Source organism: Xanthomonas sp. LMG 12461, from assembly GCF_009192935.1.
Taxonomy (GTDB): Bacteria; Pseudomonadota; Gammaproteobacteria; order Xanthomonadales; family Xanthomonadaceae; genus Xanthomonas_A; species Xanthomonas_A sontii.
On the sequence record NZ_NQYT01000013.1, the window covers coordinates 1 to 14,985 of the forward strand.

A 14,985-nucleotide genomic window follows, 5' to 3' on the forward strand; every position below is an offset into this window, starting at 1 on the left:
CGATTCCCGATTCCCCACTCCCGATTCCCGGCTTCCCCGCAATCAACGAAATCACTTCGAAGTGCGGCGGGCGCTTCTCGCGGGTCACGGTTTCCAGGCTGGAGACTTCGAGCCCGGCCTTGCCGACGAACTTGCGCAGTTCCTTGGCCGAAAAGCCGAGGTTGACGTGGCCGTAGGCCTGCACCGCGGCCTTGTGCTCGTGGCGTGCCAGGCTGCACAGCAGCAGGCGGCCGCCCGGGCGCAGCACCCGCGCCGATTCGCAGACCGCCTGCGCCGGCTTGGTCGCATAGGTCAGGGCATGCATCATCACCACCAGGTCGAAGCTGGCATCGGCGAAGGGCAGGGCATGCATGTCGCCTTCGCGCACTTCCACGTTGCCGAGCCGGCGCAGGCGTTCGCTGGCCGCGGCCACCACCCGTGCGCTGGTGTCGATGCAGACGTAGCGGCGTGCGTGCGGCGCCACCAGTTCGGCCAGTACGCCGTCGCCGGAGGCGATGTCGAGCACGTCGCCGGTCTCCAGCAGCGGCAGGGCGGTGCGCGCCAGCGCTTCCCAGGTGCGGCCGGGCGAATAGTGGCGCTCCATGTCGCCGGCCACCGAGTCGGCCCAGTTCTGGTCGGCGGCGCGGTTGGCCAGCACCGCGGCCACGCGCTCGGCGTCCTGGCGCAGCAGCGGGTCGTCGCTGCCGGTGCTCAGCGCCAGCCACAGCGCGCGCTGGGCCGGGTCCAGCAGGGTCTCGTCGAAGCGATAATAGGCCGACACGCCGGCGCGGCGGTCGCGCACCAGCCCGGCCTCCTTGAGCTTGGCCAGGTGGGTCGAGACCCGCGGCTGCGCCAGGCGGGTGATGGCCGACAACTCGGCCACGGTCAGCTCCTCCTGTTCCAGCAGTGCCAGCAGGCGCACGCGGGTGGCGTCGGCGAAGACCTTCAGCCGGGACGACCAGTCCTCCAGATCCATAAATATCTTCCTATCGCGATATAGAGATATTTTGGTCCGCGCGGCGGTCCCGGTCAAGTTGCACACGCCGGCGTATGGTCGGCACGGCTACAATGGCCGGACCAATATGCCCGGGAGGGGTTCGACGTGGATTTCAGCTTTACCGAAGAGCAATTGATGATCCAGGACGTGGCGCGGCGCATCGCCCAGGAGCGCATCGCCCCCAGCGCCGAGCACCATGACCGTGCCGGCGAATTCCCGCTGGAGAACATCCGCCTGCTGGGCGAGAACGGGCTGATGGGCATCGAGGTGCCGGAAGAGTACGGCGGCGCCGGCATGGACCCGATCGCCTATGTGCTGGCGATGGTCGAGATCGCCGCCGGCGATGCGGCGCATTCGACCATCATGTCGGTCAACAACTCGCTGTTCTGCGCCGGCATCCTCAAGAACGGCAACGAGGAACAGAAGCAGAAGTACGTGCGTGCCATCGCCGAGGGCCGCGAGATCGGCGCCTTCGCGCTGACCGAGCCGCAGTCCGGCTCCGACGCCACCGCGATGCGGTGCCGCGCGGTGCGCCAGGACGACGGCAGCTTCGTCATCAACGGCAAGAAGAGCTGGATCACCTCCGGCCCGGTCGCCAAGTACATCGTGCTGTTCGCGATGAGCGAGCCGGACAAGGGCGCGCGCGGCATCACCGCCTTCGTGGTCGACACCGACAAGCCCGGCTTCCACCGCGGCAAGACCGAGCCCAAGCTCGGCATCCGCGCCTCGGCCACCTGCGAGATCGAGTTCCAGGACTACGTGGCCAGCGCCGACGAGGTGCTGGGCACGCCGGGCGAGGGCTTCAAGATCGCGATGAGCGTGCTCGACGCCGGCCGCATCGGCATTGCCTCGCAGGCGATCGGCCTGGCCCGCGCCGCCTACGAGGCGACCCTGGAGTACGTGAAGGAGCGCAAGGCGTTCGGTTCGCCGATCGGCGCGTTCCAGATGACCCAGGCCAAGATCGCCGACATGAAGTGCAAGCTGGACGCGGCGCTGCTGCTGACCTTGCGCGCGGCCTGGCTGAAGGGGCAGGGCCAGCGCTTCACCACCGAGGCCTCGGTGGCCAAGCTGACCGCCTCCGAGGCGGCGATGTGGATCACCCACCAGGCGGTGCAGATCCACGGCGGCATGGGCTATTCCAAGGAGATGCCGCTGGAGCGTTACTTCCGCGATGCGAAGATCACCGAGATCTACGAGGGCACCAGCGAGATCCAGCGCCTGGTGATCGCGCGTAACGAGACCGGGTTGCGGTGAGGCCGGGAGTGGGGATTGCCGGTTCCCGAATCGCTTGAGGATCTAGGGAAAAAGCGGCCGCAGGGCCGCTTTTTTTCCTTGTGTGGAAAGGCATAAGCGGCGTCTGGCTGCAATGCGTCGGGACTGAAGTCCCTCCCACAAGGAGCGCTCAGCCTTCAAGGAGCGCTCCGCCTGCATGGGGCGTTGGGTCGCGCTTCCCGACCGGATTCCCGGACAACAAAAAGCGGCCTTGCGGCCGCTCTTTGTTTGCCTCTACAAGGCGGAAGGATCAAGTCCGAGAGGAGGATTCACGAATCCCCACTCCCGAATCCCTGGCTTTTCAGCAGCCGAATGGCTGCTCATCCCGGCGCCTCAGCGATCCGGCTGATGCCGCGCCAGGCCGGCTTCCTGCATCTGCATGAACTCCTTCGACGGCTCGTCCAGCTTGTCGCCGAGCATGCGCCGCACCATCACGAAGAACAGCGGGATGAACAGCACGCCCAGCACGGTGGCGAACAACATGCCGCCGATCACGCCGGTACCGATGGCGTGGCGGGCGTTGGCGCCGGCGCCGGTGGAGATCGCCATCGGCAGCACGCCGAGGATGAAGGCGAACGAGGTCATCAGGATCGGACGGAAACGCAGGTGCGCCGCCTCGGCCGCGGCCTCGCGCAGGGTCTTGCCCATCGCCCGCTGCTCCACCGCGAACTCGACGATCAGGATCGCGTTCTTGGCGGCCAGGCCGATGACCGTGATCAGGCCGATCTTGAAGTAGATGTCGTTCGGCAGGCCACGCAGCAGCGAGAACGCCACCGCGCCGAGCACGCCGATCGGCACCACCAGCAGCACCGACACCGGGATCGACCAGCTTTCGTACAGCGCCGCCAGGCACAGGAACACCACCACGATCGACAGCACCAGCAGCAGCGTGGCGGTGTTGCCGGCGATGATTTCCTGGTACGACATGCCGCTCCAGTCGAAGCCGAAGCCCGGCGGCAGGTCGTTGTTGACGATGTCCTCCATCGCGCTCATCGCCTGGCCGGAACTGCCGCCCGGCGCCGGGTTGCCGACGATGTTGATCGCCGAATAGCCGTTGTAGCGGCTCAGCGACGGCGAGCTGTAGATCCAGTCCGAGCTCACCACCGTGCTCAGCGGGATCATCTGCGGCAGGCCGCTGCTATCGGAGGCGGTGCTGCTGGGCACGTAGAAGTTGCGCAGCGACTCCGGACCGGTGCGGAACGGCGCGTCGGCCTGCATGTTGACGCGCTTGATGCGGCCTTCGTAGAAGAAGTCGTTGACGTACACCGGCGCCAGCATCAGCTGGATCGACTGGTAGATGTCGTTGACCGACAGGCCCATCGACTGCGCCTGCACGCGGTCCACCTTCAACTGCAGCTGCGGCGAGTTCTCCAGGCCGTTCGGACGCACGCCGGCCAGGGTGTCCTGGCGCTGCGCGGCCTTGCCGAGCACGATGTTGCGTGCCTGCAGCAGGGCTTCCTCGCCCTGGCCGCTACGGTCCTGCAGCCACATGTCGAAGCCGCCGAACTGGCCCAGGCCGTTCACCGTGGGCAGGTTGACCACGAAGATCTGCGCGTCCTTGATGCCGTAGAACATCCCGTTCAACTGCTGGATCAGGTCGCCGGCGGCGATGTCGCGCTCGTCCCAGGGCTTGAGCCGGATGAAGCCCATGCCCACGTTCTCGCCGCGGCCCAGGAAGCTGAAGCCGGCCACCTGCAGCATGCCTTCGACCGCCTTCTGCTGCTGCAGCACGCCGCGCATCTGCGCGAACACCTCGTTGGTGCGGGTCTTGGTCGCACCCGGCGGCAGCTGCACGATCGCCAGCGCGAAGCCCTGGTCCTCTTCCGGCAGGAAGCTGCCCGGCATGCGCGTGAACAGGAAGCCGCACAGCACCACCAGCAGGGCGAACACCGCCATCCAGCGCGGCGCGCGGCGGATGGTGTTGCCGACCGCGCCGACGTAGCGGTGCGCCAGCTTGTCGTAGTACTTGTTGAAGGTGCGGTAGACCCAGTTCGGGTTGTCGTTGTGGGTGGGCTTGAGGAACGCCGCACACAGCGCCGGGGTGAAGCTCAGCGCCAGGAAGGCGGAGAAGGCCATCGACATGGCGATGGTGATCGCGAACTGCTTGTAGATCGCGCCGGCCGCGCCGGGCTGCATCGCCGACGGAATGAACACCGCCGCCAGCACCACGGTGATGGCCACCACCGCGCCGGTGATCTGGGTCATCGCCTTGTGCGTGGCTGCCTTCGGCGCCAGGTGCTCCTCGGACATGATGCGTTCGACGTTCTCGATCACCACGATTGCGTCGTCGACCACGATGCCGATCGCCAGCACCATCGCGAACAGGGTCAGCTGGTTGATGGTGAAGCCGATCGCCCACATGCCCAGGAAGGTGCCCAGCAGCGCCACCGGGATGACCAGGGTGGGGATGATGGTGGCGCGGAAGTTCTGCAGGAACACCAGCATCACCAGGAACACCAGCACGATCGCCTCGGCCAGGGTCTTGACCACTTCCTCGATCGAGATCTTGACGAAGGTGGTGCTCTCGTACGGCGTGAACCAGGTGACGCCCTGCGGGAAGCTGGGCTGCAGCTCGTCCATCTTGGCCTTGACCGCCTCGGACACGCTCAGTGCATTGGCGCCCGGCAGCAACTGGATGGCGAAGGCGCCGGTCGGCTTGCCGTTGTACTGGGTATCGAAGCCGAAGTTGGTCGGGCCGAACGCGACCCGGGCCACGTCCTTCAGCCGCACCACGGTGCCGTTGCCGTCGGCGCGCAGGATGATGTTCTCGAACTGCTCGGGCGAGGTGAAGCGGCCCTCGGCGCTGACCGTGGCGGTGAACGACTGGCCCTGCGGCGCAGGATCCGAACCGAGCGAGCCGGCGGCGAACTGCACGTTCTGCGCGCGGATCGCGTTGTACACGTCGGTGGCGGACATGTGGTAACCCTGCAGCTTCTCCGGGTTCAACCAGATGTCCATGGCGTACTCGGCACCGAACTGCTGGGTGCTGCCGACGCCGGGCACGCGCGAGATCTGTTCCAGCACCCGCGACCCGACGATGTCGTTGAGCGCGTCGCGGTCGATCGACGGGTTGTCCGAACGCAGCGCGATCACGCTGAGGAAGCCGGCGTTGGCCTTGGCCACCACCACGCCCTGCGCGGTCACTTCCGAGGGCAGGCGCGGGGTCGCCAGCGACACCTTGTTCTGCACCTGCACCTGGGCGATGTCCGGGTCGGTGCCGGTCTCGAAGGTCAGGGTGATGGTGGCGCTGCCGCTGGAGGACGACGACGAGCTGAAGTACAGCAGGTGGTCGATGCCGGTCAGCTGCTGCTCGATGACCTGGGTAACCGAGCGTTCGGTGGTGCTGGCGCTGGCGCCGGGATAGGTGGCGTTGACGGTGACCTGGGGTGGGGCGATCGAGGGATACGACTCGACGCCGAGATTGAGGATGGCGATCACGCCGCTGAGCGAGATCAGGATCGCCACCACCCAGGCGAAGACCGGGTGTTCGATGAAGAACTTAGGCATGGGGGGAGTCCGTTACTGCTTCGGCTGGTCGGAAGGCGGGGCGGCGTTCGGCGCATCGCCGTGCGCTGCGCCCTGCGCCGGGGCGGCGCCCTTGGCCGGCGCCGCGGCGCCTTGGCCACCCTGGCCGGGCGCTGTGCCGGCACCCGGGCCCTGGCCCTGGGCGGCGGCATTCGGATCCCACGGCTTGGCCACGGCCGGTGCGCCTTCCTTGACCTTGGGCAGGCCGCTGACCACGACCTGGTCGCCGTTCTGCAGGCCGCCGCTGACGATCCATTTGTCGCCCTGCTGGCCGACCGTGGTCAGATCCTTGCGCACCACCTTGCTGTCCTTGCCGACGACCAGCGCATAGGCGCCCTTGGCGTCGCGCAGCACGGCCGCCTGCGGGATCAGGTACACGTCCTTGCGCTGGCCCAGGTTGGCCGAGAAGCTGACGAAGGCGCCGGGCAGCAGCACCCGGTCCGGATTGGGCAGCAGCGCGCGCAGCGTCACCGAGCCGGTGCTCGGGTCGACCGCCGCGCCGGAGAAGTCCAGGGTGCCGGCATGCGCATAGGTGCTGCCGTCGCCGAGCTTGATCTGCACGGTGGACTTGTCCTCGGCGTTGAGGGCGACGTTGCCTTCGGTCTGCGCCTGGCGCAGTTGCGCCAGTTCGTCGGAACTCATCGAGAAGTTGACGTATAGCGGGTCCAGCTGGTCGATCGTGGTCAGCAGCGTGCTGTCGCCCTGACCGACCAGCGCGCCCTCGGTGACCTGCTGCTTGCCGGCGCGGCCGGCGATCGGCGCAGTGACGGTGGCGTAGCCGAGGTTGATGCGCGCGGTTTCCACCGCCGCACGGGCCTGCTGCACCGACGCGGCGGAGCTGCGTTCGGTGGCCTCGGCGTTGTCCAGGTCGGACTTGGACACGTAGGCCTGCGGCGCCAGGCTGCGCGCGCGGGCGGCGGCGGCCTTGGCGTTGGCGTAGGTGGCTTCGGCCGCGGCCAGCTGGCCCTGCGCCGAGGCCAGGGTCGCACGCAGCGGCGCCGGGTCGATCTGGAACAGCGGCTGGCCTTCCTTGACGTCGGTGCCTTCGGTGTACAGGCGCTTTTCCAGCACGCCGGGCACGCGGGCGCGCACGTCGGCGCTGCGGAACGCGGACAGGCGGCCGACCAGTTCGCGCTCAAGCGGCACGGTCTGCGGCTGCGCCTGCAGCACGCCCACTTCCGGCGGCGGCATGGCCTGCTGCTGCTCCTGTTTCTTGCAGGACGCCAACACCACCACGACGGCGCAGGCCAGGGCGAGAGAACGCAACGGGGAGGTCATCGGGTGGTACTCCGGTCTGGTTTTGTAGAAGGAAGGAAAGGGGCGGCGGCGAACGCGCGCAAGAAGCCGTCCACGGCGAACTCGGCCCAGGCGCGCTGCGCGGCGGCGTCGCCGCGATGCGCGCTGTGGAAGCGCTGACGCTCGAAATCCATGCCGACGATCATGCTCAACAGCAGCTCGGCCATGAAGTGCGGATCGTCATGCCGGAGCTGGCCGCGCGCCATGGCGCCGCGCAGGCGCTCGCTCAGGCGCTGCATCAGCGCGCCGGCGCTGTCGCGGAACATGGCGCGCGCTTCTTCGGGGAAGTGCCGCGACTCGGCGGCGATCAGCTGGCAACTCTGCAGCACACGCGGTTCCGACAGCTGTTCCAGGTACTCGCAGGCGAAACGCAGCAGGCTGCCGCGCAGGTCGTCCTGCACCGGCTCCAGGTGCGCGGTGGCCAGGTCCAGGTGATCCTGCATCGCCCGCCGCAGCAGGCCCTGCTTGCTGCGGTAGCGGCTGTACAGGGTCTGCTTGGAGCAACCGGCGCGCGCCGCCACTGCATCCATGCTCAGGCCCATGCCTTCCTCGGCCAGCAATTCGCGCACGGCAGCGTACACGCGCTGGTCGCGCGCCTGGCGCTGTGCGGCGGAGGCGAGGGGAGTGCTCATCGATTGTGGACTATACCGTCCAGTTTAGAATTAGAACAGCCTTGACACAGGGGTGTTCTTGCTGCCAACAGCGTGGCTGACAAAGCATGGTGACCGCCGCGTGATGATGGTGTTGCGGTCGCTTTGCGCGATCTGGCGCGTCGCCGCGGCCGCTCCGTTGGTTTGCGATGCAGCAAGGTAGTTGAACGGAGCACCGGTACAATTCCGGCTTTCCCATCGAGCATCGTTGCTGCTCTCCGTCATGAAACCCAAACACGCCGCTTCCCGTTCCAAATCTTCGGCCGCCACCCGCACCTCCGCGACCCCGTCCGCCACCAAGCCGGCCAAGGCGCCTGCCAAGACCAAGGCGGCCGCCAAGCCTGCGGCCAAGGCCGCCGCCCCGCGCAAGGCCGCGACGCCGCCCAGGCTGGCCGCGACCGTGCCGGCGACCGCCAAGGTGATCGACGCGGTGCCGGCCGCCAGCGCCTTCAGCCTGGCCTCGGTGTTCGCGGCGCTGCGCAAGCGCTACCCGGCCGCGCGCCAGGAGGAGGCGCAGACCTTCGCCGAAGAGTTCTACAAGCGCATGGAGGAGGACGAGTTCCCCCACCACAGCGCGCAGGAGTGGGCGGCGCTGGCCGCGTCGATGCTGGAGTTCGCACGCAAGCGCAAGCCGGGTACGGTCAATGTGCGGGTGTTCAACCCGAACCTGAAGGACGACGGCTGGGAGTCGTCGCACACGGTGCTGCAGATCGTCAACGACGATATGCCGTTCCTGGTTGATTCGGTGAGCATGGCGCTGGCCGAGCTGGGCATCGGCGTGCACGTGCTCGGCCACCCGGTGCTGCGCATGCAGCGCGACAAGGGCGGCACGCTGGAGAACGTGGGCGAGGGCAAGGCGGAATCGTTGATGGCGCTGGAGATCGACCGCCAGCCGCCGGAAGACATGGCGCAGGTGGAAGCGGCGATCCGGCGCATCCTCGGCGAGGTGCGCAACATCGTGCGCGACTGGGGCGGCATGCGCGAGAAGATGCTGGCGCTGGCCGACGACCTGACCACCCGGCGCCTGCCGGTGGACGACAAGGGCCGGCGCGAGGCGCAGGAATTCCTGCGCTGGGCCGCGGCCGACCATTTCACCTTCTTCGGCTACCGCGAGTACCGGGTGGAGAAGCAGGGTGGCGAAGACGTGCTGGCGCCGCTGGAAGACAGCGGCCTGGGCCTGCTGCGCGGGCAGGACAAGTCGCCGGCGCGGCCGGTGCGCACGCTGGCCGCACACGGTCTCAGCGAGTCCGGTACCAAGGAAGCGCTGATCCTGACCAAGACCAATGCGCGCTCGCGGGTGCACCGCAGCGGCTACATGGACTACATCGGCGTGCTGGAGTTCGACGCCAAGGGCCGCATCGTCGCCGAACAGCGCTTCCTTGGCCTGTTCACCTCCAGCGCCTACAACCGCCGCCCGTGGGAGATCCCGCTGGTGCGCGAGCGCTTCGACTACGTGATGCGCAAGTCCGAACTGACCCCGAGCAGCCACAGCGGCAAGGCGCTGCGCCATATCCTGGAGACGCTGCCGCGCGAGGAGCTGTTCCAGTCCAACGAGGAAGAGCTGTACCGCACCGCGATGGGCATTCTCGGCCTGCAGGAGCGGGTGCGCAGCCGCCTGTTCCTGCGCCGCGACAAGTACGGTCGCTTCATTTCCGCGCTGGTGTACATCCCGCGCGAGCGTTTCAACACCGACGTGCGCCTGCGCATCGAGGCCTTGCTGAAGGACGCGCTGCACGGCGAGTACATCGATTCCAACGTGGTGCTGGGCGAATCGCCGCTGGCGCAGCTGCACATGATCGTGCGGCCCAAGCCCGGCGAGGCGCTGGAGTTCGACACCACCGAACTGGAATCGCGCCTGGCGCACCTGCTGCGCAACTGGCACGACGACCTGCGCGAGGCGCTGGTGGCCAGCTGCGGCGAGCGCGATGGCCTACGCCTGGCCGCCGGCTACGGCCGCGCGCTGCCGGCCGGCTACATCGAGGAGTCGACCGCGCAGATCGCCGCGCGCGACGTCGAGCGCCTGGCCGCGCTGCGCGGTCCGGAAGACCTGCACCTGAGCCTGCAGGCGCTGCGTCGCGACGGCGCCGACAGCCTGCGCCTGAAGCTGTACCGCCAGCACGACGACCTGCCGCTGTCGGACGTGCTGCCGATGATGGAGAACCTGGGCCTGCGGGTGATCTCCGAGCGTCCGTACCGGCTGGTGGTCGACGGCACCGCGCTGTCCATCCAGGACTTCGAGGTCGAGCCGCTGGCCGGCAGCATCGATGTGGCCGCGGCCGACGCGCCGCTGTGCGAGGCGTTCGTGCGGATCTGGCGCGGCGACGCCGAGAACGACGGCTTCAACCGCCTGATCGTCGGTGCCAGCCTGAGCTGGCGCCAGGTCGCGGTGCTGCGCGGCTACTGCAAGTACCTGCTGCAGACCGGCGTGCCGTTCTCGCAGGCCTACGTGGAAGAGACCTGCAACCGCTATCCGCTGCTGGCCCGGCTGCTGGTGGAGCTGTTCGAGGCGCGCTTCGATCCGGCCACCGGCAACGAGAGCAAGGCGCAGATCGCCGAGGGACAGGCCGCGCTGACGGCGCAACTGCACCTGCTGGCCAAGGACGATGCCGCGGCGCTGAAGGCGCTGCAGCCGGTGATCGATGCGCGCAGCGGCAGCCGCGACGCGCAGCTGGAGGCGGTCTCGGCCGCGTTGCTGAAGCTGTTCGACCAAGTGGCGAGCCTCGACGAGGACCGCATCCTGCGCAGCTTCAAGGGCGTGATCGAGGCGACGCTGCGCACCAGCCACTACCAGCGCACCGCCGATGGCGGGCTGGGTCACTGCATCAGCTTCAAGCTGGATTCGGCCAAGGTGCCGGACCTGCCCAAGCCGCGTCCGTACCGCGAGATCTTCGTGTACGGCCCGCGCGTGGAAGGCGTGCACCTGCGCTTCGGCGCGGTGGCGCGTGGCGGCCTGCGCTGGTCCGACCGGCGCGAGGACTTCCGCACCGAGGTGCTGGGCCTGGTCAAGGCGCAGATGGTCAAGAACACGGTGATCGTGCCGGTCGGCGCCAAGGGCGGCTTCTTCTGCAAGCGCCCGCCGGTCGGCGGCGACCGCGACGCGGTGCTGGCCGAAGGCATCGCCTGCTACAAGCTGTTCATCCAGGGCCTGCTGGACATCACCGACAACATCGTCGGCGGCAAGATCGTGCCGCCGCCGCAGGTGGTGCGCCACGACCAGGACGACCCGTACCTGGTGGTCGCTGCCGACAAAGGCACGGCCACCTTCTCCGACATCGCCAACGGCCTGGCGCTGGACCACGGCTTCTGGCTGGGCGACGCGTTCGCCTCCGGCGGCTCGGTCGGCTACGACCACAAGGGCATGGGCATCACCGCGCGCGGCGCCTGGGAGTCGGTCAAGCGCCACTTCCGCGCGCTGGGCCGCGACTGCCAGAGCGAGGACTTCACCTGCGTGGGCATCGGCGACATGTCCGGCGACGTGTTCGGCAACGGCATGCTGCTGTCGCGCCACATCCGCCTGCTGGCCGCGTTCGACCACCGCCACATCTTCCTCGACCCGAACCCGGACGCGGCGGCGTCCTTCGCCGAGCGCGAGCGCCTGTTCAAGCTGCCGCGCTCCAGTTGGGCCGACTACGACGCCAAGCTGATCAGCGCCGGCGGCGGCATCTACCCGCGCACGCTCAAGTCGATCGAGATCAGCGCGCCGGTGCGCGAGGCGCTGGGCCTGGAGCCGGGCGTCAAGCAGCTCTCGCCGAACGAGCTGATGAACGCCATCCTCAAGGCGCCGGTGGACCTGTTCTGGAACGGCGGCATCGGCACCTACGTCAAGGCCGCCAGCGAGACCCACGGCGATGTCGGCGACCGCGCCAACAACGGCCTGCGCGTCAACGGCGGCGAGCTGCGCTGCAAGGTCGTGGGCGAGGGCGGCAACCTCGGCCTGACCCAGCTCGGCCGCATCGAGGCCGCGCAGGTCGGGGTGCTGCTCAACACCGACTTCATCGACAACTCGGCCGGCGTGGACACCTCCGACCACGAGGTCAACATCAAGATCCTGCTCAACGACGTGGTGCAGGCCAAGAAGCTGACCCTGGACGCGCGCAACAAGCTGCTGGCGTCGATGACCGACGAAGTGGCCGAGCTGGTGCTGTGGGACAACATCCGCCAGAACCAGGCGCTGAGCCTGATGGAGCGGATGAGCGTCACCCGCCTGGGCTCCAAGCAGCACTTCATCCGCACCCTGGAGGCGCAGGGCCTGCTCGACCGGCAGATCGAATACCTGCCCTCGGACGCGGAGATCTCCGCGCGCAAGGCGCGTGGCCAGGGGCTGACCCGGCCGGAACTGGCGGTGCTGCTGTCCTATTCCAAGCTGGTGGCGTTCCAGCAGCTGCTGGAGTCGGACATCCCCGAGGACCCGTACCTGTCCAAGGAGCTGCAGCGCTACTTCCCGCAGCCGCTGCAGAAGAAGTACGCCGACGCGATGGAGCGGCACCGCCTCAAGCGCGAGATCATCGCCACCGCGGTGACCAACACCACCATCAACCGGATGGGCGCCACCTTCCTGATGCGCATGCAGGAAGACACCGGCCGCAGCATCGCCGAGGTCGCCAAGGCCTACACCATCAGCCGCGAGACGCTGGATGCGCGCGCGCTGTGGACGCAGATCGACGCGCTGGACGGCAAGGTGCCCGAGTCGGTGCAGATCGACGCGCTGGAGGTGATCTGGACGCTGCAGCGCGCCTTCGTGCGCTGGCTGCTGTTCCGTCCGGGCCCGATGCCGGGCATCACCGCCGCGGTGGAGCGCTACTACGAGCCGTTCAACGATATCCGCGTCGCCTCCGGCGTGCTGCCCGATTCGCAGCGTCCGCGCTACGAGGCCCTGGTGCAGGAGTGGCAGGACAAGGGCCTGCCGCCGGCGCTCGCCCAGCAGCTGTCGGAACTGCGCTTCCTGGAGCCGGCGTTCGACATCATCGAGATGGCGCGCACCCGCAAGCTCAAGCCGGTGGAGGTGTCGAAGGTGCACTTCCGCCTCGGCGAGGCGCTGCAGTTGCCGTGGCTGTTCGAGCAGATCGACGCGCTGGAGGTCAACGGCCGCTGGCATGCGGTGGCCCGTGGCGTGCTGCGCGACGAACTGGCCAAGCACCACGGCGTGCTGGCCGGCCAGGCGCTGAGCCTGCCGGGCGGCACCGCCGAAGCCAAGGTGCAGCACTGGCTGCAGCGCGACGACAGCAGCCTGCGCTTCACCCTGAGCATGCTGCAGGAACTGGCTGCGCAGAAGACGCTGGACTACCCGACGGTGTCGGTGGCGGTGCAGCGACTCGGCCAGCTGGCGGCGCACGGCGTCTGACCGATCGCGCCGATGGCCAGGCCCGCGCGTGCGGGTCTGGCCCACTGCGGTACCGCGTCGCCCGATGGCGACGCATGGCGCGTGGCAGGCGATTGCTGTCACGCGTCCCTGGCGGGGATCCGCGCTCGCCTCACGTTCTTCGTTGGAGCCAGGCCGGCGGCGCACCGCTGCGGCGACCGACCGCGTCATGCAAGGCCGCGGGATTCTGACAGCCCGCGCTGATACGATCCGCGCCATCGGGCGAGCACACGGCTGCAGCGCCGCATTTCGAGGCGTACATGCTGTACCTGGCCATCCCCGCAGTGCTCCTGTTGTTGATCGTCTTCCTGGCACTGCAGCCTCCGCTGGAGCTGCGGCTGCAGCGTGCGCTGCAGCAGGCACGGCAGGGCGACTTGCGACGCTTGCGTGCACTTGCCAGGAAATCGGTGGGCGATGCCGCCTATGCGCTGTTCCTGCAGCTGGACGCCAACGGCGAGCAGGCCGCGGCACTGGCGGCACTGAAGCGTGCGGTCTATGCGCGCACCTGGCTGGACATCCGTGGCTGCAGCGTGGCCATGCGCGCGTACGGCCGCCGCCGCTTCCTCGGCGTGGGCACCATCCCGGACCATGCCGCGCTGCTGGCCGAATGGAGCCGTCCCGGCTGGTGCTCGGGTGCCGGCTGGGAACCCGAACTGGCCTGGATCCAGGCCTGCGGCCCGGAAGCGTGCCGGGATCTGGCGCGCGCCTGGTATTGGCTGTGCCTGGCCGATGCGCGCACGCAGGAGGGGATGGGCGAGATCCGGTCCGTGGAACTGGCGCAGCAGGTGCGGGAGCATCTGGGCCCGCTGGTGCCGGCATCGGTGCGCCAGGCGATGCAGGAGCAGGCGACGGAGACTGCGTGCCGCGACTTCGTGTCCGGCAGATAAGGCGGGCGGAGCGACGCGGCCCGGTACCGGGTACCGGCCTGCAATGGCTGTCGCCGCAGGTCCCATCACAGGCGCGGTGCGGACGCGGCATGCAACTGCCGCGGATTGGCCGCTGCTTCGGCTGCAAGCGCGTGCCGCCGGTTCGCCGCCGCGCGCCGGTCATGGCGCCCCGGGTATGATCGGGGCCATGAATGCTTCCGTCCTGCCGTCCTCGCCCCGCATTTGTTTCCTCGCCAGCGTCGCGCCGGAGGCGCAGCACGCGCGTACCCAACTGGTCGGGCGCTACGGCGATTGCGAGCCGGCCGACGCCGATGTGCTGTGCGCGCTCGGCGGCGACGGCTTCATGCTGCAGACCCTGCATCGCCACGGCAGCCTGGGCAAGCCGGTGTTCGGCATGAAGCTGGGCACGGTCGGCTTCCTGATGAACCAGTTCCGCGACGACGACCTGGTCGCGCGCCTGGCCCTGGCCGAGCCGGCCAAGCTGCGCCCGCTGGAAATGCTGGCGCAGACCGAATCCGGCGCCACCACCGGCTCGCTGGCCTACAACGAGGTCTCGCTGCTGCGGCAGACCCGTCAGGCCGCGCACGTGAGCATCGATCTCAACGGCCAGACCCGGGTCGATGAACTGATCTGCGACGGCGTGCTGGTGTCGACCCCGGCCGGCAGCACCGCCTACAACTCCTCCGCGCACGGACCGATCCTGCCGCTGGGCTCGCACACCCTGGCACTGACCCCGATCGCGCCGTACCGGCCGCGGCGCTGGCGCGGCGCGATCCTCAAGGCCGACATCGAGGTGCGCTTCCGCGTGCTGGATCCTTACAAGCGCCCGGTCAGCGTCACCGCCGACTCGCACGAGACCCGCGACGTGGTCGAAGTCACCATCCGCGAATCCCGCGACCGCCTGGTCACCTTGCTGTTCGATCCGGAGCACAATCTGGAGGAGCGGATCTTGAGCGAGCAATTTATGGTGTAGGGGCGGGGAGTGGGGAATCGGGAATGGGGAATCGCAAGAGCGGTTTC

Annotated in this window: 8 protein-coding genes; 4 read left to right on the forward strand and 4 right to left on the reverse strand. The window is 68.5% G+C overall.

Annotation, left to right across the window (positions count from 1 at the left end; translation table 11 throughout):
* The coding region (locus CEK68_RS03540; protein WP_193314092.1) for a metalloregulator ArsR/SmtB family transcription factor at nucleotides 1-955 on the reverse strand (955 nt) is incomplete at its 3' end.
* A gap of 126 nt (nucleotides 956-1,081) precedes the next feature.
* On the opposite strand from CEK68_RS03540, the gene CEK68_RS03545 reads away from it, so the two are divergent.
* Nucleotides 1,082-2,230 (forward strand): acyl-CoA dehydrogenase family protein, encoded by a 1,149-nt coding sequence (locus CEK68_RS03545; protein ID WP_017907602.1) that lies wholly within the window; start codon nucleotides 1,082-1,084, stop codon nucleotides 2,228-2,230.
* Nucleotides 2,231-2,581: 351 nt separating this feature from the next.
* Here CEK68_RS03545 and CEK68_RS03550 read toward each other — a convergent pair whose 3' ends face one another.
* From CEK68_RS03550 to CEK68_RS03560, 3 genes are read right to left on the reverse strand one after another with little or no spacing between them, the layout of a single operon-like run.
* Nucleotides 2,582-5,755 (reverse strand): multidrug efflux RND transporter permease subunit, encoded by a 3,174-nt coding sequence (locus CEK68_RS03550; protein ID WP_017914984.1) that lies wholly within the window; start codon nucleotides 5,753-5,755, stop codon nucleotides 2,582-2,584.
* A gap of 12 nt (nucleotides 5,756-5,767) precedes the next feature.
* Nucleotides 5,768-7,051: an efflux RND transporter periplasmic adaptor subunit gene (locus CEK68_RS03555; RefSeq protein ID WP_152238562.1), complete on the reverse strand. Its 1,284-nt coding sequence runs from the start codon at nucleotides 7,049-7,051 to the stop codon at nucleotides 5,768-5,770.
* Nucleotides 7,048-7,701 carry a TetR/AcrR family transcriptional regulator gene (locus CEK68_RS03560; RefSeq protein ID WP_017907605.1) on the reverse strand — a complete coding sequence of 218 codons (654 nt, stop codon included), beginning with the start codon at nucleotides 7,699-7,701 and terminating at the stop codon, nucleotides 7,048-7,050. The genes CEK68_RS03555 and CEK68_RS03560 overlap by 4 nt, the downstream gene beginning before the upstream one ends.
* Before the next feature lie 241 nt (nucleotides 7,702-7,942).
* On the opposite strand from CEK68_RS03560, the gene CEK68_RS03570 reads away from it, so the two are divergent.
* From CEK68_RS03570 to CEK68_RS03580, 3 genes are all read left to right on the forward strand, one after another.
* Complete coding sequence (locus tag CEK68_RS03570; RefSeq protein ID WP_193314093.1) at nucleotides 7,943-13,060, forward strand: NAD-glutamate dehydrogenase domain-containing protein; 5,118 nt, start codon at nucleotides 7,943-7,945, stop codon at nucleotides 13,058-13,060.
* A 278-nt stretch (nucleotides 13,061-13,338) separates the two neighbouring features.
* Nucleotides 13,339-13,965 carry a hypothetical protein gene (locus CEK68_RS03575; RefSeq protein ID WP_148828601.1) on the forward strand — a complete coding sequence of 209 codons (627 nt, stop codon included), beginning with the start codon at nucleotides 13,339-13,341 and terminating at the stop codon, nucleotides 13,963-13,965.
* Nucleotides 13,966-14,167: 202 nt separating this feature from the next.
* Complete coding sequence (locus CEK68_RS03580; RefSeq protein WP_026143327.1) at nucleotides 14,168-14,938, forward strand: NAD kinase; 771 nt, start codon at nucleotides 14,168-14,170, stop codon at nucleotides 14,936-14,938.
* The last annotated feature ends 47 nt before the right edge of the window (nucleotides 14,939-14,985 follow it).

Bases quoted from the DNA above. Each gene is read 5' to 3' on its own strand.
- CEK68_RS03570 (WP_193314093.1), top strand. From the start codon at position 7,943: ATGAAACCCAAACACGCCGCTTCCCGTTCCAAATCTTCGGCCGCCACC.
- CEK68_RS03575 (WP_148828601.1), top strand. From the start codon at position 13,339: ATGCTGTACCTGGCCATCCCCGCAGTGCTCCTGTTGTTGATCGTCTTC.
- CEK68_RS03555 (WP_152238562.1), bottom strand. From the start codon at position 7,051: ATGACCTCCCCGTTGCGTTCTCTCGCCCTGGCCTGCGCCGTCGTGGTG.
- CEK68_RS03560 (WP_017907605.1), bottom strand. From the start codon at position 7,701: ATGAGCACTCCCCTCGCCTCCGCCGCACAGCGCCAGGCGCGCGACCAG.
- CEK68_RS03550 (WP_017914984.1), bottom strand. From the start codon at position 5,755: ATGCCTAAGTTCTTCATCGAACACCCGGTCTTCGCCTGGGTGGTGGCG.